Source organism: Burkholderia sp. Bp8992 (assembly GCF_003853705.1).
GTDB lineage: Bacteria > Pseudomonadota > Gammaproteobacteria > Burkholderiales > Burkholderiaceae > Burkholderia.
Genome location: NZ_QTQI01000013.1, coordinates 45,337 through 65,932 on the forward strand (window position 1 = coordinate 45,337; position 20,596 = coordinate 65,932).

Annotated in this window: 18 protein-coding genes; 8 read left to right on the top strand and 10 right to left on the bottom strand. The window is 67.6% G+C overall.

All coding sequences use genetic code 11. From position 1 onward, the window contains the following. Window positions 1–165 precede the first annotated feature (165 nt). The gene (locus DIE03_RS19755; protein WP_124453206.1) at window positions 166–771 is read right to left on the bottom strand and encodes a nitroreductase family protein; all 606 of its coding nucleotides are present in this window, start codon (window positions 769–771) and stop codon (window positions 166–168) included. Window positions 772–928: 157 nt separating this feature from the next. After that, a complete protein-coding gene (locus DIE03_RS19760; protein WP_124453208.1) occupies window positions 929–2,212 on the bottom strand; it encodes an MFS transporter in 1,284 nt (427 codons plus the stop codon). Window positions 2,213–2,432: 220 nt separating this feature from the next. Between DIE03_RS19760 and DIE03_RS19765 the strand changes: the two genes are divergently transcribed. Then, on the top strand, window positions 2,433–3,053 hold the full coding sequence (locus tag DIE03_RS19765) for a TetR/AcrR family transcriptional regulator (protein WP_124453210.1): 621 nt from the start codon (window positions 2,433–2,435) through the stop codon (window positions 3,051–3,053). Between the two features lie 76 nt (window positions 3,054–3,129). Then, a complete protein-coding gene (locus DIE03_RS19770; protein ID WP_124453212.1) occupies window positions 3,130–3,702 on the top strand; it encodes a DUF1415 domain-containing protein in 573 nt (190 codons plus the stop codon). A 55-nt stretch (window positions 3,703–3,757) separates the two neighbouring features. Here the strand turns inward: DIE03_RS19770 and DIE03_RS19775 are convergent, their stop codons facing one another. From DIE03_RS19775 to DIE03_RS38330, 5 genes are all read right to left on the bottom strand, one after another. Then, window positions 3,758–4,648 (bottom strand): SAM-dependent methyltransferase, encoded by an 891-nt coding sequence (locus DIE03_RS19775; RefSeq protein WP_124453214.1) that lies wholly within the window; start codon window positions 4,646–4,648, stop codon window positions 3,758–3,760. A gap of 95 nt (window positions 4,649–4,743) precedes the next feature. Next, on the bottom strand, window positions 4,744–5,877 hold the full coding sequence (locus DIE03_RS19780; RefSeq protein ID WP_124453216.1) for a class I SAM-dependent methyltransferase: 1,134 nt from the start codon (window positions 5,875–5,877) through the stop codon (window positions 4,744–4,746). Between the two features lie 136 nt (window positions 5,878–6,013). Continuing rightward, window positions 6,014–6,346: a YegP family protein gene (locus DIE03_RS19785; RefSeq protein WP_124453227.1), complete on the bottom strand. Its 333-nt coding sequence runs from the start codon at window positions 6,344–6,346 to the stop codon at window positions 6,014–6,016. A 153-nt stretch (window positions 6,347–6,499) separates the two neighbouring features. Then, window positions 6,500–6,994, bottom strand: a complete 495-nt coding sequence (locus tag DIE03_RS19790) for an LEA type 2 family protein (protein ID WP_124453229.1) — start codon at window positions 6,992–6,994, stop codon at window positions 6,500–6,502. Between the two features lie 415 nt (window positions 6,995–7,409). Then, window positions 7,410–7,637: a hypothetical protein gene (locus DIE03_RS38330; protein WP_185658184.1), complete on the bottom strand. Its 228-nt coding sequence runs from the start codon at window positions 7,635–7,637 to the stop codon at window positions 7,410–7,412. Here DIE03_RS38330 and DIE03_RS19800 point away from each other — a divergent pair. Next, window positions 7,636–9,804 carry a M1 family metallopeptidase gene (locus DIE03_RS19800; protein ID WP_124453230.1) on the top strand — a complete coding sequence of 723 codons (2,169 nt, stop codon included), beginning with the start codon at window positions 7,636–7,638 and terminating at the stop codon, window positions 9,802–9,804. The genes DIE03_RS38330 and DIE03_RS19800 overlap by 2 nt on opposite strands. A gap of 120 nt (window positions 9,805–9,924) precedes the next feature. Here the strand turns inward: DIE03_RS19800 and DIE03_RS19805 are convergent, their stop codons facing one another. Continuing rightward, window positions 9,925–10,845: a LysR family transcriptional regulator gene (locus DIE03_RS19805; protein WP_124453232.1), complete on the bottom strand. Its 921-nt coding sequence runs from the start codon at window positions 10,843–10,845 to the stop codon at window positions 9,925–9,927. Between the two features lie 161 nt (window positions 10,846–11,006). On the opposite strand from DIE03_RS19805, the gene DIE03_RS19810 reads away from it, so the two are divergent. Continuing rightward, entirely contained in the window at window positions 11,007–11,984 is a 978-nt protein-coding gene (locus DIE03_RS19810) for a zinc-binding alcohol dehydrogenase family protein (protein WP_124453234.1), read from the top strand. 24 nt (window positions 11,985–12,008) lie between these two features. Further along, entirely contained in the window at window positions 12,009–12,161 is a 153-nt protein-coding gene (locus DIE03_RS19815; protein ID WP_081051886.1) for a DUF1427 family protein, read from the top strand. 27 nt (window positions 12,162–12,188) lie between these two features. Here the strand turns inward: DIE03_RS19815 and DIE03_RS19820 are convergent, their stop codons facing one another. Both DIE03_RS19820 and DIE03_RS19825 read right to left on the bottom strand, forming a co-directional pair. Further along, window positions 12,189–13,217, bottom strand: coding sequence for a transporter (locus DIE03_RS19820; protein WP_124453236.1), 1,029 nt, complete (start codon window positions 13,215–13,217; stop codon window positions 12,189–12,191). A 206-nt stretch (window positions 13,218–13,423) separates the two neighbouring features. Then, entirely contained in the window at window positions 13,424–14,392 is a 969-nt protein-coding gene (locus DIE03_RS19825) for a phage tail protein (RefSeq protein WP_124453238.1), read from the bottom strand. Window positions 14,393–14,513: 121 nt separating this feature from the next. Here DIE03_RS19825 and DIE03_RS19830 point away from each other — a divergent pair, with 121 nt between their 5' ends. From DIE03_RS19830 to tagF, 3 genes are all read left to right on the top strand, one after another. Next, a complete protein-coding gene (locus DIE03_RS19830) occupies window positions 14,514–15,359 on the top strand; it encodes a M15 family metallopeptidase (protein ID WP_124453240.1) in 846 nt (281 codons plus the stop codon). 301 nt (window positions 15,360–15,660) lie between these two features. Beyond that, window positions 15,661–19,608 (top strand): type VI secretion system membrane subunit TssM, encoded by a 3,948-nt coding sequence (gene tssM, locus DIE03_RS19835; protein ID WP_124453242.1) that lies wholly within the window; start codon window positions 15,661–15,663, stop codon window positions 19,606–19,608. After that, entirely contained in the window at window positions 19,605–20,594 is a 990-nt protein-coding gene (gene tagF / locus DIE03_RS19840; RefSeq protein ID WP_124453244.1) for a type VI secretion system-associated protein TagF, read from the top strand. Before tssM ends, tagF begins: the two co-directional genes overlap by 4 nt. Window positions 20,595–20,596 lie beyond the last annotated feature (2 nt).

The following is a 20,596-nucleotide window of genomic DNA, read 5'->3' on the forward strand; positions in this document are numbered from 1 at the left end:
CGCGAAAACGGAAAGGACGGGCTTTTTAACATGAAGCCCGCGGGATCACAACCGGGGCTGGCCACCGGTACCGCTCAGCGGGTGCCGATGGCAACGGCGCGGTGCGCCGCGCCGCGGACACGCGCGAACGGGGTGCACGAGGGTGCAGCCCGCCCGCTTGCGTGGTCAGGCTGCCGCGTCGAAGCTCTTCTTCCACGCGCCCGCATACACGACTTCGCCGATCGCCTGGCGCGTACGCGGCGCCTTTTCGCGATCGCGCAGCACGGGGTCGAGCTTGTCGACGTTGCCGTAATGGCCGAGCGAGATGATCGACAGGATCGCGACGTCGGCCGGAATCGCGAACGCGTCGCGAAACGCCTTCGTGTCGAAACCGCTCATCTGGTGGGCGGCGAGGCCGAGCGCGTGCGCCTGCAACACCAGCGACATCGCGGCGGCACCGGTGTCGTACGACGCGGTGGGTGCCGGCTCGCCCTTCGGCGTGAGCGTGTGGGCCGTTACCGCGATCAGCACGGGCGCCGGCGCATTCCAGCCCTGGTTGAACGGCACCAGCGTCGCGAACGCGCGCTTGAACGCGTCTTCGTCCTGCGCGCGATCGAATACGATGAAACGCCACGGCTGCGCGTTGTACGCGGACGGCGCCCAGCGCGCGGCTTCGAGCACCGCGTGGAGATCGCCGGCACTGACGGGCTCGTCCGAATAGGCGCGCGGGCTCCAGCGGCCCGCGATCAGATCGTGAATCGAAACAGTAGTGGGAGCAGGTTTGACGGACATGCGGTTCCTCGCTGACATCGATGAAGGGGCGCGAACGCCCGGCGAACCGCAAGCATACCCGCTTGAGCGGCTGCGCGCCCGATCCTCCCGCGCTATGCAAATCTCCCTGCCTGCATTGGCCGGCCACAGGCTGCGCGGCCGGCCGCGTTCACCGCAATCAGGCCGCCTGCGCGGCTGCGCGCGACGGGCCGCGGTTGATCCGCAGCACGATCAGCGCACCGACGATGCACAGCCCGCCCGAGATCATCGACGCGATCGTGTAGGTGCCGAGGCTCGCGCGCAGCAGCCCGGCGCCGAGCGCCGCGAACGCCGCGCCGAGCTGGTGGCCGGCGACGATCCAGCCGAACACGACCGGCGCCGCGGCCTTGCCGAACACGTCGGTCGCGAGCCGCACGGTCGGCGGTACGGTTGCGATCCAGTCGAGGCCGTAGAACATCGCGAACAGCGGCAGCCCGAAGAAATCGATCCCGAACGCATGCGGCAGGTAGATCAGCGACAGCCCGCGCAGCCCGTAGTACCAGAACAGCAGCACGCGGTTGTCGTAGCGGTCGGACAACCAGCCCGACAGCGTCGTGCCGAACAGGTCGAACACGCCCATCGCCGCGAGCAGCGACGCGCCCTGCACTTCACTCATCCCGTAGTCGCTGCACATCGCGATCAGGTGCGTGCCGACATAGCCGTTGGTGCTCGCGCCGCAGATGAAGAAGCTGAAGAACAGCAGCCAGAAGTCGCGCGAACGGCTCGCCATCAGCAGCGTGCGGAACGCGACCGCGAGCGGGTTCTCCTTCGACGCGACGGGCGCGGCCGGCGCATCGGCCGGTTCGCCGTACGGGCGCAGCTGCACGTCGGCCGGCCGCTCGGGCAGCAGGAAGGCAACCAGCGGAATCACGATCGCGGCCGCCACCGCGACGACCAGCACGACCGGCCGCCAGCCGTGGCGCTGCGCGATCGCCGCGAGCATCGGCAGGAACACGAGCTGGCCGGTGGCCGTGCTGGCGGTCAGGATCCCCATCACGAGGCCGCGCCGCGCATGGAACCAGCGCGTGACGAACGTCGCGGACAGCGTCAGCGCGACGACACCCGTCGAGCAGCCGACCATCAGGCCCCAGATCACGACCATCTGCCAGCTCTGCGTCATCATCGACGACAGCGCGACACCGGCGCTCATCGTCACGAGCGCCGTGAGGATCGTCGGGCGCAGCCCGAAGCGCTGCATCGCCGCGGCCGCAAACGGGCCCGTCAGGCCGTACAGTGCGATATTCACCGAGATCGCCAGCGAAATCGCCGCCCGGCTCCAGCCGAGCTCGCGCTCGAGCGGCACCATCAGCACGCTCGGCGTCGCGCGCGTGCCGGCTGCCGCCAACAGGATCAGGAATACCACCGCCGCCGCGAGCCATCCGTAGTGGAAGCGCCCGCCGATTCGTGTCACTGCCCAGTTCATCTTCGCGTTCTCCAGTTGGCGGTTCCGGCGCCATCGCGCCCGCCCCGCCCCAACCAGGCCACCTCCGCCGCACATTTCAACATCGGCTGACCCGGGCCGACGCTTGGCATTTGTCTGTTGATCCGGCCGCGATTGTTACCGACCGGTCACAAGTGTGTTGCGATCGTAGTGACCAGTCGGTAACATGTCAAGCCATTCCACTATGCAGCCGAGGGGCATCATGTCGGGCATCGAGATCGCCAAACCGCCGGCGCGCCGCACGCGCCGGCCGATCGACGGCGCCACCGCGCAGGAGCACCTGCTGCGCGCCGCCGAGGAGCTGTTTTACAAGGAAGGCGTGCGCACCGTCGGCGTCGAGGCCGTCGTGGAGCGCGCGGGCGTCAACAAGATGAGCCTGTACCGCCAGTTCTCGTCGAAGGACGAACTGATTCTCGCGTATCTGGAACGGATGGACGCGTGCTTCTTCGAGCGCCTCGACACGAGCGCCGCGAAGCATCCCGGCCAGCCGAAGGCGCAGCTGATCCAGTATTTCGTCGATCTTGCCGAGCGCGCGACGCAGAAGGACTATCGCGGCTGCCCGTTCGTCAACGTCGCCGCCGAATTCCCGGATGCGTCGCACCCGGCGCGCGAGCGCGTCGCGCAGAACAAGGAACAATTGATGAATCGGCTCGTCGCGCTATGCGAAGGCGCCGGCGCGCGGCAGCCGAAGGCGCTGGCCGACGCGCTCGCGTTGATCGTCGAAGGCATCTACGCGGCGAGCCAGACGTACCGGCACGGCGAAACGCCGATCGGCACGGCGCCCGCGCTCGTCACGCAGTTGATCGAAGCCGCGTGCGCTTGACGGGGCGCATACGCCCGAGCCCGGCGGGCCCGCTACAATGCGGCCCTCGCCGCTCTTCCGCCCGACTGGTTTTACGATGACCGACACCCGCCCCGAATCGCACGACGACATCCTCGCCGCCACGCGGCACTGGCTCGCGCGCGCGGTGATCGGGCTCAACCTGTGCCCGTTCGCGAAAAGTGTCTATGTGAAGGAACAGGTGCGCTACGCGATCAGCGACGCGACGACGCTGGAAGACGCGCTCGCCGAACTCGAGACCGAGCTGCGCGCGCTCGAGGCGGCTGACCCGCAGCAGGTCGATACGACGCTCGTGATCTACCCGCATGCGTTCGCCGATTTCGTCGACTACAACGACGCGCTGTTCTTTGCCGAGCGGCTCGTGCAGCAGTTGCGGCTCGACGGCGTGCTGCAGATCGCGAGCTTCCACCCGCAATACCGGTTCGAAGGCAGCGAGCCCGACGACATCGAGAACTACACGAACCGCGCGCCGTACCCGATCCTGCACCTGCTGCGCGAAGACAGCATCGCGCGTGCGGTCGACGCGTTCCCGGACGCGTCCGCGATCTACGAAAGGAATCAGGAAACGCTGCGCCGCCTCGGCCACGACGGCTGGCGCGAATGGATGCGCCGGCCGGGCGACGACGTCTGACACGGCGTGTCACGTGCGGCGTGCAACGGGCGGCGTGCGCCGCGCGGGCTGCGCGTCAGCCTTCGGCCGGCTCGACGGCCGCGCCGCCTGCTCCCGCGGCTTCCGCCACGAAGAAGCGCTCGTTCAGTTCGGCCAGGCCGAACATGCCGAGGATCTCGTTCAGCCGCTCGCCGGGGCGCCGGCGCGGCAGGTTCTTGTACTGCGCGATGATCAGCTCGTTCTTCATCGAATGCTCCCAGCCGACCAGCTCGGTCACGCTGACCTGGTAGCCGTGCGCTTCGAGCTGCAGGCAGCGCAGCACGTTGGTGATCTGGCTGCCGAATTCGCGCGTATGCAGCGGATGCCGCCACACCTCGGTCAGCGCGTTCGCGAGCGACTTGCCCTTGTTCTTGCGCAGCACGCCCGCGACTTCCGCCTGGCAGCACGGCACGAGCACGATGTGCTGCGCACGCTTCGCGAGCGCGAAGCGGATCGCGTCGTCGGTCGCCGTGTCGCACGCGTGCAGCGCGGTGACGACGTCGACGGTTTCGGGCAGCTGCGGCGACGTGATCGAATCGGCGACCGACAGGTTCAGGAACGACATGCCGCCGAACCCGAGCCGGGCGGCCAGCTCGGTCGAGCGCGTGACGAGCTCCTCGCGCGTCTCGATCCCGTACACGTGCGACGCGAACGCCGGCGTGCCGTGCCCCGGCTGCTGCTTGAAGAACAGGTCATACAGGATGAAGCCGAGGTATGACTTGCCGGCGCCGTGATCGACGAGCGTCACGCTGCCTTTGTCGGCCTGCACGCCGGCGAGCAGCGGCTCGATGAACTGGAACAGGTGATAGACCTGCTTCAGCTTGCGGCGGCTGTCCTGGTTCAGCTTCCCGTCGCGAGTGAGGATGTGCAGTTCCTTCAGCAGTTCGACGGACTGCTCCGGGCGGATTTCGTGGGTCTTGTTCGACATCGTGATGCGGCGCCGGGCCACGGTCGGTCGACCACGGCCCGGCGGCGGGAATTCGTGAGGAATGGCGACAGTTTACCGAAAATGCGCGGCCACGCTCAGACGCGCGCGCCGAGCCGCCACAGCGACGTGACCTCGGCCTGGCGCGCCGCGTGCAGCGGATCGTCGGCGTCCGTCGACTTCGGATGCGCGGGGCGGATGTCGTCGCGGCCGCGCACGACGAGGCCCGCCTCGTCGATCCATTGCAGCAGCGTCGCCCGCGACCGCAGGCCGAGATGCTCCGCGAAATCGGACAGGATCAGCCAGCCTTCGCCGCCCGGCTCGAGGTGCGCGGCGAGCCCCGCGAGGAAGCCGCGCAGCATGCGGCTGTCGGGGTCGTAGACCGCGTATTCGATCGGCGCGCTCGGCCGGGCCGGCACCCATGGCGGGTTGCAGACGACGAGCGGCGCACGGCCGGCCGGAAACAGGTCGGCTTCGACGACGTCGACCTGGCCGGCATGGCCGAGCCGCGTGACGTTCTCGCGCGCGCAGGCCAGCGCACGCGGATCCTGGTCGGTCGCGACGATGCGCTCGACGCCGCGCGACGCCAGCACGGCCGCCAGCACGCCGGTGCCGGTGCCGATGTCGAATGCGAGCGACGTGCCCGGCAGCGGCGCGCGCGCGACGAGGTCGACGTATTCGCCGCGCACCGGCGAGAACACGCCGTAGTGCGGGTGGATCGGCGCGCCGCCGAGCGCCGGGATCGGTACGCCCTTCTTGCGCCACTCATGTGCGCCGACGAGACCGAGCAGCTCGCGCAGCGACACGACCGACGGCACGCCGCCGGGGCCGTACGCCTCCTCGCAGGCGGCACGCACGTCGGGCGCACGGCGCAACGGGATCGTGTAGTCGGCGTCGAGCGGAATCAGCAGCATCCCGAGCGTGCGGGCGCGCTGCGACTGCGCGAGACGATGCAGGTTGAATGCGTCGACGCCGGCCGCGGCTTTCGCCTTCTTCGGCTTGCGCTCGACACGGCGCGCCATCGCCTGCACGAGCTGGCGCGCGTTCTGGAAGTCGCCCTGCCAGACGAGCGCGGTGCCCTCGCACGCAAGGCGGTAGGCCGCGTCGGCAGTGAGGCGATCGTCGGCGGGCACCGCGCGCTTCGGCGGTTGCACGCCGGCTTCGGAGCGCCAGCGCACGGCATGATCGGCGCCGTCGGCGTCGGTCCAGTTGAAAACAGGGGAATCGGTCACGCGAACTCGGTTACGGTTGGCTTCAACGGCGGCGGGAATTCACCGCGCGGACCACACCATACCGCGCTTTGCCCGACCGGGCAAAACAGGCGCCGCGGCGCCTGCCCGCAAGCGTTCGCCGCGGCGCAACCGTCAATCAGGCGAGATCGAACGTTTCCGCAACGGGCGCATCGCGCTTGACGGCCGCGATGCCGTTCTCGCGTGCCTGCACGCTGCTGTACGTTTCGCTCGTGCCGATGATCTGGTGGTTGGCCGCCTTCAGATTGAACATGGGCTCGCCGTTGCGGGCGAGCTTGCGCTCGTAGCGCTCGTCGAGCGGCGCATTTTCCCGCACTGACGCGATCCCGTTTCTCGCGCCGCTTTTCTCCTCGTACCGCTCGCTCGCGAGGATGATCTCGCCGTTCGCCGACTTCAGGTGGAAGTAGTACTGACCGTTCGTGGCCTTCATGAGCTCGAATTTTGCCGCCATGGATTTCCCTTAAAAGAATGTCCGACCCTCGGACATCGGCAAGTGTAGGGGCCGCGCCGACAAAAATCGACATGCCATGGAGATAAGTGTTGAAGACCGTCAAATGGTGAATTTTGCTCACATTTGACCGACATTGAATCATGACCCGAGACGCTACCCGCCCCACCCCGGCATGGCAGGCATGCGCAGTGTGCCTGCGTCCTTGAAGTGCACGGTGCCGAGCACGCCGCCCGCGAGCCGGCCGCGCAGCGCATACGGCAGTTCGCCGCTCGCGGCCGCGCCGGGCAGGTTCCACGCCTGCCGCGCGGCGGCGAAAGCCGATACCGAAACGGGCACGTCGAGCACGGCCTCGCCGAAACGCGGCACGGTGCCCGCACGATCGCTGACGCCGCTCGCGAACGGCGTGCCGTTCAGGTCGAGCGCAACCGCGATGCCGTCGTAGTCGATCGGGGCATCGTTCGGATTCTGCACGCGCAACTTCAGGTTGAAGCGCATCTCGAGCCCCTCCCCGACGAGCGGATCGAGCCCGGCCACCGACACGCTCAGCGGCGCCCGCGTCAGCCCCGCGCAACCGCCGAGCAGCAGCACGGCGGCGAACAACATCAGCATGGCGCGCAGCGGCGCGAAACGAAACGGGGTACGTGGCATAGGAGGGCCTCCTCGCGGCGATCGGTGAACGGGTCGTCGATGCATTGTACCGAGCGTGCCGCGCCACGCCGGATTTCGTAGTTTCTGCAGCAACACAAGATCGTTAATAGATTAAAACTACGAAATCATCAGCCAGACGGAAGCGTATTAACGACTTCCAGCATTCAATGAAGCGCACAGAAATCAATAGATGCTCTTTCTAAATTTTTCGTTTCCTTTACCCAAAACCATCAAGTATATTTACGCATCCTTGGAGCAAGCCGACAAACCTTGAAGCCGCATGACGGCGAATTTACGGAACGGCAACACGCCTTCCTTCCGTCCTGCGGACTGGCCCGGCCAGCCCCGTAGGTCGTCGGTTCAAAGGGATTGCGCGCCCGCGCCGGGCGTGCGGCCCCATGTCGTGCGCGCGAAATCAATTCAGTACAACACGCGTCCGGCCATTTTGAACCGGCCAGTTAACCAATATCCGGAAATCCAGAGGGGGCAGTAAACCATGATTACCTTCACGTAGTCGGCCGCCGCTTTTTTCGAATAATCCGTCATTGCCATTTTTTCGTCGTTGATTAACGGCGAGGGGATTGCTTTGTCCGGCGTTTTCGCAGCACTGAACGATTCTTTCTACAATCGAGGTTTCAGTCATGTCGATCCATATTCGCAAGATGCGTTATCTGCCGCTCGTCGCCGCACTGGCACTCGCCGGGTGCGGCGGCGACGACGGCGGTGCGGGCTCCGCTTCCGCGCTCAGCTCCGCCGGCGCGCCGCATTCGGGCTCGTCGCCCGCCGTCACCGCGCCGCCGAGCGCATCCAACGTCGACAAGAGCGTGTCGCCTGTCGAGTTGCCGGACACCGTGGTGCCCGTGAACTACCGGCTGTGGTTCCGCCCGAACGAAGCGCTGAACGCGTTCGACGGCCGCGCCGACGTCGAAATCAAGGTGTTGAAGCCGGTCAACAACATCGTGATCGCCGGCCACCGGATCAAGTTCACGAACGGCCGCATCACGCTGCAGCCGGGCAACATCCAGCTGATCGCGACGCCGCAGGACAAGGGCGACTTCTACCAGCTGCGCCCCGTGAGCGGCACGATCTCGCCGGGCAACTATTCGCTGCACATGGAATGGTCGGGCATCATCAATTTCAAGTCGTACGACGATCCGGTCGCGAAGACGGGCGGCAGCTGCGGCGACGATCCGTATCCGGGCTGCTCGGCCGCGGAAGGCATCTTCCGCGTCGACCTGAAGGGCACCGATGGCAAGACGAGCGGCGCGATCCTGACGCAGGGCGAAACCAACCTGTCGCGCCAGTGGTTCCCCGGCTGGGACGAACCGGCCTTCCGCCCGACCTATGAAGTGACGGCCGAAGTGCCGCAGAACTGGCGCGTCGTGTCGAACGCGGCCGAGAAGCCGTCGACCAACGTCGGCGGCGGCTACAAGCTCGTGCAGTTCGACAAGACCCCGCCGATGCCGTCATACCTGCTGTTCTTCGGCGGCGGCCTGTTCGACACGTACGAGGACGACTTCACGAGCCCGCTGCCGGGCGGCAAGGGCGGCCTGCACCTGCGCGTGTTCACGCCGCCGGGCATGAGCGACTGGGCGAAGCCGGCGATGGACCGCACCAAGCAGGCGCTCGACTTCTACTACCGCTACACCGGCATCGCGCTGCCGCTGACGAAGTTCGACACGGTGGCCGCGAACGACGCGTTCAAGGATCAGAAGGACCTGAACTTCGGCGGGATGGAGAACTGGGGCTCGATTCTCGAGTTCGCCGACGACATCCTGCCGCAGCCGGGCCAGCCGATGTCGCACTACGGCAACGAGGTGCTGACGCACGAAGTCGCGCACCAGTGGTTCGGCGATCTCGTCACGGCCGACTGGTGGGACAACGTCTGGCTCAACGAGTCGTTCGCGACGTTCTTCGAGACGAAGACGACGATCCAGTTCTTCCCCAACGAGTTCAGCTGGCTCGACCAGGTGAAGAACAAGTACCGCGTGATCAATCGTGACATCGGCCCGAACGCGTTCCCGGTCGCGCCGAACTTCAACGGCTGGGCGTCGAACGACTTCGTGCTGAGCGCCAGCGCGTTCACGTACGACAAGGGCGGCCACGTGCTGAAAACGCTCGAGAACTATCTCGGCGAGCAGACGCTGCGCCGCGGCCTGCAGCAGTACCTGGTCGACTACTCGTTCGGCAACGGTACGCCGAAGCGCCTGTGGGATGCGCTGTCGAAGGAAAGCGGCCAGTCGATCGGCGCGATCGGCGACAGCTACGTGCGCCAGACCGGCGTGCCGCTGATCTCGCTCGACACGCAGTGCGACCTGACGAAGAACCAGACGGTCGTCACGCTGAAACAGCAGCCGTTCCCGAACAAGAACGCGTATCCGGGCGTGCAGTGGACGGTGCCGATCACGCTCGCGTACGGCCAGGGTCTCGCGAAACGCACGACGCTCGCGCTGAAGGACACGCAGACGCAGACGCGGATCGACGGCTGCACGGGCGTAGTCGCCGACCCGAGCGGTCTCGACTACTACGTCGTGAACTACAGCGACGCGGCCTGGAGCGGGCTGCTCACGCAGGTCAACGGCTCGACCGATCCGGTGCTGCTGGCGAACCTGAAGAGCGAAGCCGCGCTGCTCGTCGCGAACAACCTCGCGCCGGCCTCGCGCTCGACGTCGATCGGCTCGGTCGCTTCGCCGGCCGCGATGAAGCTGCGCCAGACGCCGACCTTCGGCGGCGTCGAGCTGACGACGAAGGAACGCCCGGCACTGCACTACCAGGGCGTCTTCAAGCCGCGCAAGGTAGTGACGCAGTAACGGTGCGCAGCCGGCCGGCGCCGCGCAGCCTGCGGCGCCGGCCGGCGTACCGGCTTCTCCGACCTTTGACGGGCCTCGCGTGCGAGGCCCTTTTTTCTTGCGGCCGGCGCCCGCTTGCCGTCACGCCCACGCGGCATCCCACGCCGGCTGCGCGAACCACGTCGCGAGGAACGCGACGAGTTTCGACGTCCGGGCGCTGCCGCGCGCCTGCTGGCGCAGCACGTGAATCGTCGCCGGTTCGGGTGCTGCCGCATACTGCGGCAGCACCGCGCGCAACCGGCCGTCGCGCAGCGCGTCCCCCGCGAGCCAGGTCGGCAGGTGCGCGAGACCGAGCCCGTCGAGCGCCGCCTCGAGCAACGCCTCCGAATGATTGCTGCGAAACCGCGGCTGCGCCGGCACGTGGCGACGCTCGCCGAAGCGCCACGCGCCCGGCGGCGGCGCGCCGTGCCACGCGAGACAGTCGTGGGCGGCGAGCGCATCCGGCGATGCGGGCTCGCCGCGCCGCGCGAGATAGGCCTCGCTCGCGCACAGCACGCGCCGCTGCGGCGCCAGCACGGTCGCGACCAGGCGCGTGTCCTCGAGCGGACCGATGCGTACCGCGAGGTCGGCGTCGGAACCGAGCCGCGCGCCCTGCAGGTCGACCATGCTGTCGGTCAGCACCAGGTCGACCTGCAGCGCCGGATGACGCTGCATGAACGCGGCCAGCGCGGCCATCAGGTGCCGCCGGCCGAACGGCGCCGGACAGTCGACGCGCAGCAGCCCGCTCGGCTCGTCGTGCTGGCTGTGCAGGTCTTCCTGCAGGCCGCGCAGTTCGGCCAGCATCCGCGTCGCGCGCCCGTACAGCAGCTGCCCGGCCTCGGTCGGCCGCAGCGCGTGCGTGGTGCGATGCAGGAGGCGGATGCCGAGCTGCGCCTCCAGGCGGTCGACGCGCCGCGTGACCGACGACGCGGCGACGCCGAGCCGGCGCGCGGCCGCCGAGAAGCTCTGTTGATCGACCACGTCGACGAACAGCGCGAGATGCGGGGAAAGGAAGTCGTCCATGCGGGGCCTTCGGATTTGGCTATGCGTTTATCGCAAAACAATCATCCGCCTTTGCATGTTTCCGCGTCAAATCGCGCCGACTAGACTGCACGCATCCTTTTCATCCGCTGCACGCGCCGGCCCGCCGGGCCGCACGGCAGCCATCCGTCACGGAGATCATCATGCGCAGCATCCGCTTCGACGCCCCCGCCGCCGACATCGAGTCGCTCGACGCGCGCGTCCGGGAAATCGACACGCCCGTCCCGGCCGACGGCCAGATGCTGGTCGAGGTGCGCGCGGCCGGCGTGAACCCGAGCGACGTGAAGGCCGCGCTCGGCCGCATGCCGCACGCGGTGTGGCCGCGCACGCCCGGGCGCGACTGGGCCGGCATCGTGCGCAGCGGCCCGGACGGCTGGATCGGCGCGCCGGTGTGGGGCTCGGGCGGCGATCTCGGCGTCGGGCGCAACGGCTCGCACGCGCAATGGCTCGTGCTCGATGCGGCACAGGTGCGCCGCAAGCCGGCCGTGCTGACGCTCGACGAAGCGGCCGGCGTCGGCGTGCCGTTCGTCACCGCGTACGAAGGCTTGCGCCGGGCCGGCATGCCGGCGGCCGGCGACGTCGTGCTCGTGTTCGGCGCGAACGGCAAGGTCGGCCAGGCCGCGATCCAGCTCGCGAGTGCGCACGGCGCGACCGTGATCGGCGTCGAGCGCAGCGCCGGCGGCTATCGCGGCCACGCGTCGGGCGAAGTGCACATGATCGACGCGTCGAAGGAACCGGTGGCTGACGCAGTGCGCGCGGCGACCGGCGGCCACGGCGCGGACATCGTCTACAACACGGTGGGCAGCCCGTATTTCGAAGCCGCGAACGCGTCGATGGCGATCGGCGCGCGGCAGATCTTCATCTCGACGATCGACCGCAGCGTGCCGTTCGACATCTTCGCGTTCTATCGCGGCCAGCATACGTTCGTGGGCATCGATTCGCTGCAGCTCGGCGGCGCGGCGGTCGCGCAGATCCTCGACACGCTCGCGCCCGGCTTCGGCAACGGCACGCTGCGCCCGTTCCCGATCGGCGACGACTACGTGTACCCGCTCGAGCGCGCGCACGACGCGTACCGCGCGGTGCTGGCCGGTGCGCGCGAGCGCGTGATCCTCAAGCCCTGACGCCGGACCACACGGGAGACCGCCATGATGGATTACGTGACTTCGCTCGCAGTGGGCCTCGGCGTCGGCGTGCTGTATGCGCTGCTGCACGTGCGCTCGCCGGCCCCGCCGCTCGTCGCGCTCGTCGGCCTGCTCGGGATGGTGATCGGCGAGCGCGCGATCGCGCTCCTGCGTTGACGGGCCGCCGCGGCTGCCGCGGCCGCGCTAGCGGTCGTCGCGACGGCGGAACGCCCACCATGCGGCGAGCGCGGTGAAGCCCGCGACGAGCAGCACCATCAGCCAGAAGCCGTGCTTGTTTTCGGAAAACGGCACGCCGCCGACGTTCATCCCAAAGAAGCCCGCGACGATGTTGATCGGCAATGCGATCACGGTCACGAGCGTCAGCGTGAACAGCGTCCGGTTGTTCTGTTCGTCGAGGCGCGAGCCGATCTCTTCCTGCAACAGCTTGATCCGCTCGTTGAGCCCCGCCAGGTCGGCGAGCACCAGCGAGAACTCCTCGGTCGATTCGCGCAGCTCCTGCACGTCTTCCAGGTGCAGCCACGCGGGCGGCTTCGCGAGCAGCCGGAAGATCGAACCGGGTTCCGGCGCGAGCATGCGCTGCAGGCGCGTCAGCGTGCGGCGCATCGCCCCGAGCTCGATGCGGCTCGACGTGAGCCGCTGCGACAGGAAGCGATCCTCGATGCGGTCGACGTCGACGCTCGTGCGCCGCATGATCTGGATCAGCAGGTCGGCCTGGTCGCGCAGCAGGTGCACGAGCAGTTCCGCGGGCGACCTGAACTGCTCGCCGTCGCGCACGCACGCGCGCAGCGTGTCGACCGAGCGCAGCGGCTTGAGCCGCGCGGTCACCATGATGCGCTGCTCGACGTGGACGAACAGCGTCGCGATTTCCGACGGCGTCAGCTCGAGATTGAACATCACGTCGTTGACGATCGCGCGCAGCGCGCCGTCTTCCTGCTCGATGCGGGTCGAACGCGACCCTTCGTGGAGAAACTCGAAGAAACTGTCGGGCAGCCCGAGATGGGTGCGCATCCAGCGCTCGCTCGCGCCATGTGCGAGATTGAAGTGCAGCCAGACGAAATCGCCCGACGCGCCCGCATCGTGCGCACGGCACGTGCGCAGCCACGCGGCGGCCGCGTCGGCATCGAGCGTCGCGCCGGAGCCGTCCGGAACGAAGCGGAAGCCGCACACCATGCCGGACGTATCGGCGCCGTAAGTCTGTACGATCAGGTCCATCGTGTCGAAGGTCGTGCGGCGCGCGACGCGCCGCACATCGCAGGTCGCGGGCCCGCGCCGGGAAAAGAAAGGAGACGTATGCCCGACGCGCGTGACGCGCGCATGACAGCATCGTGCCGCATCATACCGGCAGCCTCCTCGCCCCCAAAGCAACGCGCCGCCCAACGGGCGGCGCGGACCATGCATGGCGGCAGGTGCAAGACGCGTTACTGCCGCGTCTCCGACTGCGCGGCGCTCGGGCACGCGGGGTCCTTGCCCCAGTGGCCGTCACACACGCGCCAGCGGCACAGCTGGTCTTCGAAGAAACCGCGTTCCGAACATTCCTTCACGCGCGACGACAGCGAGCCGGTCGTCGCCGCCGTCTTGGTCGGCACGACCTGCCCCTTCTGCGCGGCGAGTTTCTTGTCGGCCGGCTTCGTGCGCGCGACGAGCGCCGCGAGCAGATCGGCATCCGGATCGTCCTTGGCCGCTTTCGCGGTACGGGTCGACGTCGCGTCGCGGCGCTTCTTCGCCTGCGCGAGCTCCGCCTCTTGTTCCTTCCGATGCTTGCGGGCCTCGGCCTTTGATTCGGCCTTCGTGTCGGCCTTGCCGTGCGCCGCGACCTTCGTGTTCTTCGCGGCATCGGCCTTCGCAGCCTTGGTCGTCGCGACGGCGGCGGCCGTGGCGGCTGCGGCTGCACCGGCGGTGGCTGCGCCCGATGCGTCGGCGGCGCCGTTGGCCAGTGCGCGCGACAGGCGGCTGCCGTCCGCGGCGGACGCGGCCGGTGCGGATGCAACGGTCTGGGAAGCCGAATCGTCGTTGACGATCGTGGCCGGTTGGACGGCGGGCGCCGCGGATGCACCATTCTGCGCGACCTGCGCGGCGGCGCTGCTGGCCGGTACGGCCTTGGCCGGCGCGGCTGCGGCGGGCTCGGCGGCGGCCGTCGCGGCGACGACCTGCTCGCCCGAGTGCTGCTGCATGCGCCACGCGCCCCAGCCGCCGACGGCGACCACCAGTGCGACGACAGCGGCGATCGGCGCCTTCAGCGAACGGCGCGGCGGTTCGGCGGGCGGCGTGACACGGCCTTCCAGATTCGCGAGAATGCGCGACTGCTGAGGTCCTCCCTCGCCTGCCGGTTTCGTATCGGACAGCAGGCTGGGCGGAGTTTTCGAATTTGAATTTTCCGGCGCACTCATTCAGCGTCTCATTGAATCCTGGTTTAATTCACCGCGATAATATAGCCCGGCCTCTCGAAGCAGCCTGATTCTAAGAGCAAGCATTGCAAAACACAATCAATTCCAATTTCCGGGGATTTCTTTGATTGCCGTCGCACTCGTCGCCTATTTCGCCCTTGCCGTAGCGGTCGCGGCACTGTTGCTTTTACCGGGTATCCGCGCGACCGTTTTCGAATCCGTCGCCCAGTTTCACGGCCGTCTTACGCGCCGTGCGAACGATCGCGCCGCGCGTACGCGGAGTCAGATTGTTAAATCGGCAAGCGCGACGCGCGGCGCATTAAACGATGTGCAAAATTTACTGGTTCGCCGGCGCTTGATGATTATGGTATCGGCAGGTATTCTTGCGACGCCGCCATTGGTCGCCATTGCATTACGCGGCCGGCAATTGTTCCAGTACGACGACACGGCGCGCGTGCCCGACGAGAAGATCGCCGCGCTGCTGCAGGGCGAGCAGCTCGTGCCGCCGCCGCCGCTGCCGCCGGAAGTCTTCGCCACCAAGGAAGTCGAGCAGATACGCCCGGCGCTGAAGGATGCGAGCCGCGACTGGAACCTGCTGGACCCGGATTTCCGTACGCGTTTGCTGCTGGTCTACAAGATCATGCACGAACAGCACGGTTATGAAATGGCGCTGCTGGAAGGGTACCGAAGCCCGGAACGGCAGAACCGGCTGGCGCAAATGGGCGGCAACGTGACCAACGCGGCAGCCTTCCAGAGTTATCACCAATTCGGGTTGGCGGCCGACAACGCATTCCTGCGCGACGGCAAGCTGGTCATTTCCGAGAAAGATCCCTGGGCGATGCGCGGCTACCAGTTGTACGGCCAGGTCGCCGAAGAAGTCGGACTGACCTGGGGCGGCCGATGGAAAATGATGGATCTCGGGCACGTGGAATACCATAAACCCGGTTTTAAACTGGGACGCGGCAGCTAGCCAGGGCTGCCGGACAGGAAATAATGAGGGCGGCATGGGGCTTCTTAATATCGCGGCAGGAAACGATATGGGCGACACAAAACATCGGGCATTCCGGTGCGCGATTTTTTCCGGCCGCCGCTTCCGTTTTAAATCTCACAGCGTCCTTTCATTAATGCGCGCGCCTTCTCCGATGCCGCGGGCGCATTGATGCCAGCCCCCTTCATCCCGTTTGACAGCATGGCGACACATCGCGGCGCCACCCTTGCCGCTCGGCGCGCCTGCGTCGCCTCACCGAATCGCACCGGAACCTGAACGTCCTATGCAACGCATCCTCAACGTGCTGACTCATCCGCGTACGCTCTCGATTGTCGGGATCGTCGCGCTAGCGGCGATCCTCTTCATCGTCGCCGACATGCTGCAGCTGCCGCTCCTGTGGGCGGCGATCGCGTTCGCGGCGATCCTCGCGCTGTGGCTCGTCGTCGCGCTGTGGCGCCGCTGGCGCGTGAAGCGCGCGAACCAGCAGCTCGGCCAGGTGCTCGAAGAGCAGGCGGAAACCGGCAAGATCACCGCGCCCGCCGCCGCCGCGCTCGCGCCCGATTCGAAGACCGCCGACCTCGACGTGCTCCGCACGCGCCTGTCGGATGCGGTGAAGACGATCAAGACCTCGAAGATCGGCCAGGTGTCGGGCGGCTCCGCGCTGTACGAACTGCCGTGGTACATCGTGATCGGCAACCCGGCCGCGGGCAAGAGCAGCGCCGTGCTCAACTCCGGCCTGCAATTTCCGTTCGCGGACAAGAACAGCGCCGTGATCCACGGCATCGGCGGCACGCGTAACTGCGACTGGTTCTTCACGACCGAAGGCATCCTGCTCGACACGGCCGGCCGCTACTCGGTGCACGAGGAAGACCGCAGCGAGTGGCTCGGCTTCCTCGGCCTGCTCAAGCGCTATCGCCCGAAGGCACCGATCAACGGCATCATCGTCACCGCGAGCATCGCCGAACTCACCGGCAACCGCCCCGAGTTCGCGATCAACCTCGCGAAAAACCTCCGTCAGCGCGTTCAGGAGCTGACCGAAAAGCTGGAAGTGTTCGCGCCGGTCTACGTGATGTTCACGAAGGCCGACCTGATCACCGGCTTCACCGAGTTCTTCAGCAGCAGCGACAAGCACGAGTACGACCGCGTGTGGGGCGCCACCCTGCCCTACGAGCCCGACGACAAGCGTGACGTCGTCGCACAGTTCGACACGCACTTCGAGGAGCTGTACGAAGGGCTGAAGGAAATCAGCGTCGCGCAGCTGTCGCTGTCGCGCGGCAACCAGCTGTCGCCGGGCCAGTTGAGCTTTCCGCTCGAATTCTCGACGATCAAGCCGTCGCTGCGCGCGTTCCTCGCGACGCTGTTCGAGAACAACCCGTTCCAGTACAAGCCGATCTTCCGCGGCTTCTACTTCACCAGCGCACTGCAGGAAGGCGAAACCAACAGCGCGGCCGCGCAGCGCATCGCGCACCGCTTCGGCCTTGACGGAAACGCACTGCCGAAGCCGCACAGCGCGTTCTCGAAGAACGGCTTCTTCCTGCGCGACCTGTTCTCGAAGGTGATCTTCGCCGACCGCCAGACGGTGCGCCAGTTCGCGAGCCCGACCAAGACGCGGCTGCGCTACGCGACCTTCTTCGGCTTCGTCGCGGCGCTCGCGCTCGCGCTCGGCGGCTGGACCTGGTCGACGATCGGCAACCAGCAGCTCGTGTCGAACGTGCAGGCCGACCTCGACAACGTCACGCGCCTGCAGCAGGGCCGCAACGACCTGCAGTCGCGCCTGCAGGCGATGGACATCCTCGAGGACCGGATCGAACAGCTCGAGCAGTTCCGCCGCGACAAGCCGCTGTCGGTGTCGCTCGGCCTGTACCAGGGCGACCGTCTCGAGCAGCACCTGCTGACCGAGTACTACAACGGCGTGCGCCAGATCCTGCTGGCCCCCGTGTCGCAGAACCTCGCGTCGTTCATGAAGGACGTGAACGCGCACCCCGAGCAGCTCGTGCCGATGACGCGCCCGCCCGAATCAGGCGCCGTGCAGGGTGGCGCGATTCCGGTCTCGACCAACGCGGCAGGCGCCGCGCCGCAGGCCGGCGCCGCACTGGCCGCGTCCGGCACGGCGCCGGCCGCCGCCCCGCAACAGGCTGCCGCACCGCAGGGCGGCCTCTACAGCGACGCGTCGCCGACCAACGTCCAGGACGCGTACAACGCGCTGAAGACGTACCTGATGCTGTCCGACAAGCGTCACGTCGAGCAGGCGCACCTGACCGACCAGCTCGCCCGCTTCTGGCGCGGCTGGCTCGAGACGAATCGCGGCAACATGCCGCGTGACGAGATGATCAAGAGCGCCGAGCGCATGATCTCGTTCTACCTGTCCCGCGTGAACGACAACGACTGGCCGATGATCGACGCGAACCTCGCGCTCGTCGACCAGACCCGCGAGAACCTGCGCCGCGTCGTGCGCGGCATGCCGGCCCGCCAGCGCGTCTACGAGGAAATCAAGGCACGCGCGTCGACCCGCTTCGCGCCGATGACCATCGCGCGCATCGTCGGCGACGGCAACCAGTCGCTCGTGGCCGGCAGCTATGCGATTCCGGGCACGTTCACGCGCGAAGCGTGGTTCGACTACGTGCAGCCGGCGATCCGCGACGCGGCGACCAAGGAGCTGCAGGCGAAGGACTGGGTGCTGAACACGTCGACGCAGGACGACCTGACGCTCGAGGGCAGCCCCGAGCAGATCCAGAAGACGCTCGTCGGCATGTACAAGACCGAGTACGCGCAGCACTGGCAGAAGTTCATGCAGGGCATCGCGGTGCAGGGCTTCAGCAGCTTCGGCCAGGCCGTCGACGGGATGAACCGCCTCGGCGACCCGCAGGATTCGCCGATCCGCAAGATCCTCGAGACCGCGTACGACCAGACCTCGTGGGACAACCCGTCGCTCGCGAACGTGGCGATCAAGAAGGCGCAGACGGGCGTCGTGAACTGGGTCAAGCAGCTGTTCACGCGCTCGCAGGCCGGCCAGGTGGCGGCCGCCAACATCGACATCAACGGCAATCCGGCCGAGGTGCCGATGGGTCCGATCGGCCAGGAGTTCATCGGGCTCGCGCGGATCGTCGCGACGCATGACGGCACGTCGATGCTCAAGGGCTACATGGATTCGCTGTCGAAGGTCCGTACCCGCTTCAACGTGATCAAGAACCAGGGCGACCCGGGCCCGGGCGCGCGCCAGCTGATGCAGCAGACGCTCGACGGCAACGGTTCGGAACTCGCCGATTCGCTGAAGCTCGTCGACGAGCAGATGCTGACGGGCCTCACCGACTCGCAACGCAAGTCGCTGCGTCCGCTGCTCGTGCGGCCGCTGATGCAGGCGTTCGCGGTCGTGATCCAGCCGGCCAGCGCCGAAGTCAACAAGGTGTGGAACGCGCAGGTCTACCAGCCGTTCCAGAACTCGCTCGCGACGAAGTACCCGTTCGCGGCGAGCGCGAAGGTCGAGGCTGGCGCCGGCGAGATCGCCCAGGTGTTCGGTCCGGACGGCTCGATCGCGAAGTTCGTCGGCACGACGCTCGGGCCGCTCGCGGTGCGCCGCGGCGACACGCTCGCCGCCCGCACGTGGGGCGACATGGGCATCGGCCTCACGCCGGACTTCACGAACGGCTTCGCACGCTGGGTCGCACCGCTCGCGGGCGGTGCCGCCGGCAGCGCGGCCGCGTCGTCCGAGCCGCAGACCGTGTTCCAGATCCTGCCGCAGCCGAGCACGGGTACGACGGAATACACGATCGCGATCGACGGCCAGCAACTGCGCTACCGCAACACGCCGCCGCAGTGGACCAACTTCGTGTGGCCGAACCCGCAGGGCTCGCCGGGCGCGACGCTGTCCGCGACGACCTTCGACGGCCGCACGGTGCAGCTCGTCAACGAGCCGGGCCGCTACGGTCTCGAGAAGCTGATCAACTCGGCGCAGCGCAAGCGCCGCCCGGACGGCACCTTCGACCTCACGTGGGCGCAGGGCAGCGTAAACGTGTCGGTGACGATGCGCATCATCAGCACGTCGCAACCGTCCAGCGGCGGCGGTGACCAGCCGCAGCAGCAGAGCCTGCGCGGCCTGCAGCTGCCGTCGTCGGTCGCCGACGCGAGCACCGGCGCCGCGCAGAATGCAACCCAGTCCGCCGGCACGGGCACGCCGGCCGCGGCGCCGGCCGTCGCGGCCGCCAACGCAACGAATGCACAGGGGGCGCAATGACGCAAACCGTTCAGGCGCAAATCGCCTACTTCGGCAAGATTCCGTCGCGCGGCGACTTCGTCAAGAGCGCACACAATCCGCAGCTGCTGCAGACGCTCGACCACTGGATCGCGCAGGCGCTGGAGCTGCTCGCGGAAGATCCGCGCTGGAAGATCGTCTACGAGGATGCGAAGCCGATGCATTTCGCGTTCCTCGGCTCGCGCAGCAAGCTCGCGATCGCGGGCCACATGGTCGCGAGCCACGACGTGTCGATGCGCCGCTTCCCGTTTCTCGGAGCAACCGCGCTCGAGGTAGACCGGCCGATCGCGTTCCTCGCGCGCAGCCCGCTCGCGTTCGCACGGCTGTGGTCGCGCGTCGCCACGCAGATCCCGCCGCTGCTCGGCAAGGACGAACCGCCCGGCGCGCTGCAGGCGCTCGGCGACACGCAGGTGCCGATCGACGTCGGCGGCCCCGGCACGTCACATGACGGCACCTTCAACGATTTCGTCGAACATCAGTCGCTGTACGGCCTCCAGCAGATGCTGCTCGAAAGCGGCCATCCTGTGCGGCTGCGCGGCGCGATGCTCGCGCTCGGCTCGCTGCTGCGGCCGGTGATGCAGAGCGGCTCGTCGCACATCGAACGCGGCCTCACGCTGCCGCTGCCGGTCGATCCGTTCTACCGCAGCCTCGTCGCCGCGTTCTGGCTCGAATTGATCGCGCCGTTCGTTGCGCAGGCCGACTTCGAGCTCGCGATCTTCATCGGCACGATCGCCGAGCGCGAACGGCTCATCATCGGCTTCAACGGCGCGTCGGCCAAGACGCTGCTGAGCGTGGTCGACCCGCAGACCTACGCCGCCCACAACATCGACATCGACGATCCCGAGTGGATCGACGCCCATGCGCAAAACGATCAGCAGATCAGCAAGCTCGTCAGCTACCTCGACCAACCGCAACTCTCGCTGCGCGTCGCCATCGACGCGTTCCGCGAAGCGTTCATCGGAGGCTGACG

What these genes read in the sequence shown, in the direction of transcription:
- DIE03_RS19820 (WP_124453236.1), bottom strand. Translation starts at nt 13,217, where the DNA reads ATGGACCTGATCGTACAGACTTACGGCGCCGATACGTCCGGCATGGTG.
- DIE03_RS19770 (WP_124453212.1), top strand. Translation starts at nt 3,130, where the DNA reads ATGACCGACACCCGCCCCGAATCGCACGACGACATCCTCGCCGCCACG.
- DIE03_RS19810 (WP_124453234.1), top strand. Translation starts at nt 11,007, where the DNA reads ATGCGCAGCATCCGCTTCGACGCCCCCGCCGCCGACATCGAGTCGCTC.
- DIE03_RS19825 (WP_124453238.1), bottom strand. Translation starts at nt 14,392, where the DNA reads ATGAGTGCGCCGGAAAATTCAAATTCGAAAACTCCGCCCAGCCTGCTG.
- DIE03_RS19800 (WP_124453230.1), top strand. Translation starts at nt 7,636, where the DNA reads ATGTCGATCCATATTCGCAAGATGCGTTATCTGCCGCTCGTCGCCGCA.
- DIE03_RS19785 (WP_124453227.1), bottom strand. Translation starts at nt 6,346, where the DNA reads ATGGCGGCAAAATTCGAGCTCATGAAGGCCACGAACGGTCAGTACTAC.
- tagF (WP_124453244.1), top strand. Translation starts at nt 19,605, where the DNA reads ATGACGCAAACCGTTCAGGCGCAAATCGCCTACTTCGGCAAGATTCCG.
- tssM (WP_124453242.1), top strand. Translation starts at nt 15,661, where the DNA reads ATGCAACGCATCCTCAACGTGCTGACTCATCCGCGTACGCTCTCGATT.
- DIE03_RS38330 (WP_185658184.1), bottom strand. Translation starts at nt 7,637, where the DNA reads ATGACTGAAACCTCGATTGTAGAAAGAATCGTTCAGTGCTGCGAAAAC.
- DIE03_RS19815 (WP_081051886.1), top strand. Translation starts at nt 12,009, where the DNA reads ATGATGGATTACGTGACTTCGCTCGCAGTGGGCCTCGGCGTCGGCGTG.
- DIE03_RS19765 (WP_124453210.1), top strand. Translation starts at nt 2,433, where the DNA reads ATGTCGGGCATCGAGATCGCCAAACCGCCGGCGCGCCGCACGCGCCGG.
- DIE03_RS19760 (WP_124453208.1), bottom strand. Translation starts at nt 2,212, where the DNA reads ATGAACTGGGCAGTGACACGAATCGGCGGGCGCTTCCACTACGGATGG.
- DIE03_RS19805 (WP_124453232.1), bottom strand. Translation starts at nt 10,845, where the DNA reads ATGGACGACTTCCTTTCCCCGCATCTCGCGCTGTTCGTCGACGTGGTC.
- DIE03_RS19755 (WP_124453206.1), bottom strand. Translation starts at nt 771, where the DNA reads ATGTCCGTCAAACCTGCTCCCACTACTGTTTCGATTCACGATCTGATC.
- DIE03_RS19775 (WP_124453214.1), bottom strand. Translation starts at nt 4,648, where the DNA reads ATGTCGAACAAGACCCACGAAATCCGCCCGGAGCAGTCCGTCGAACTG.
- DIE03_RS19790 (WP_124453229.1), bottom strand. Translation starts at nt 6,994, where the DNA reads ATGCCACGTACCCCGTTTCGTTTCGCGCCGCTGCGCGCCATGCTGATG.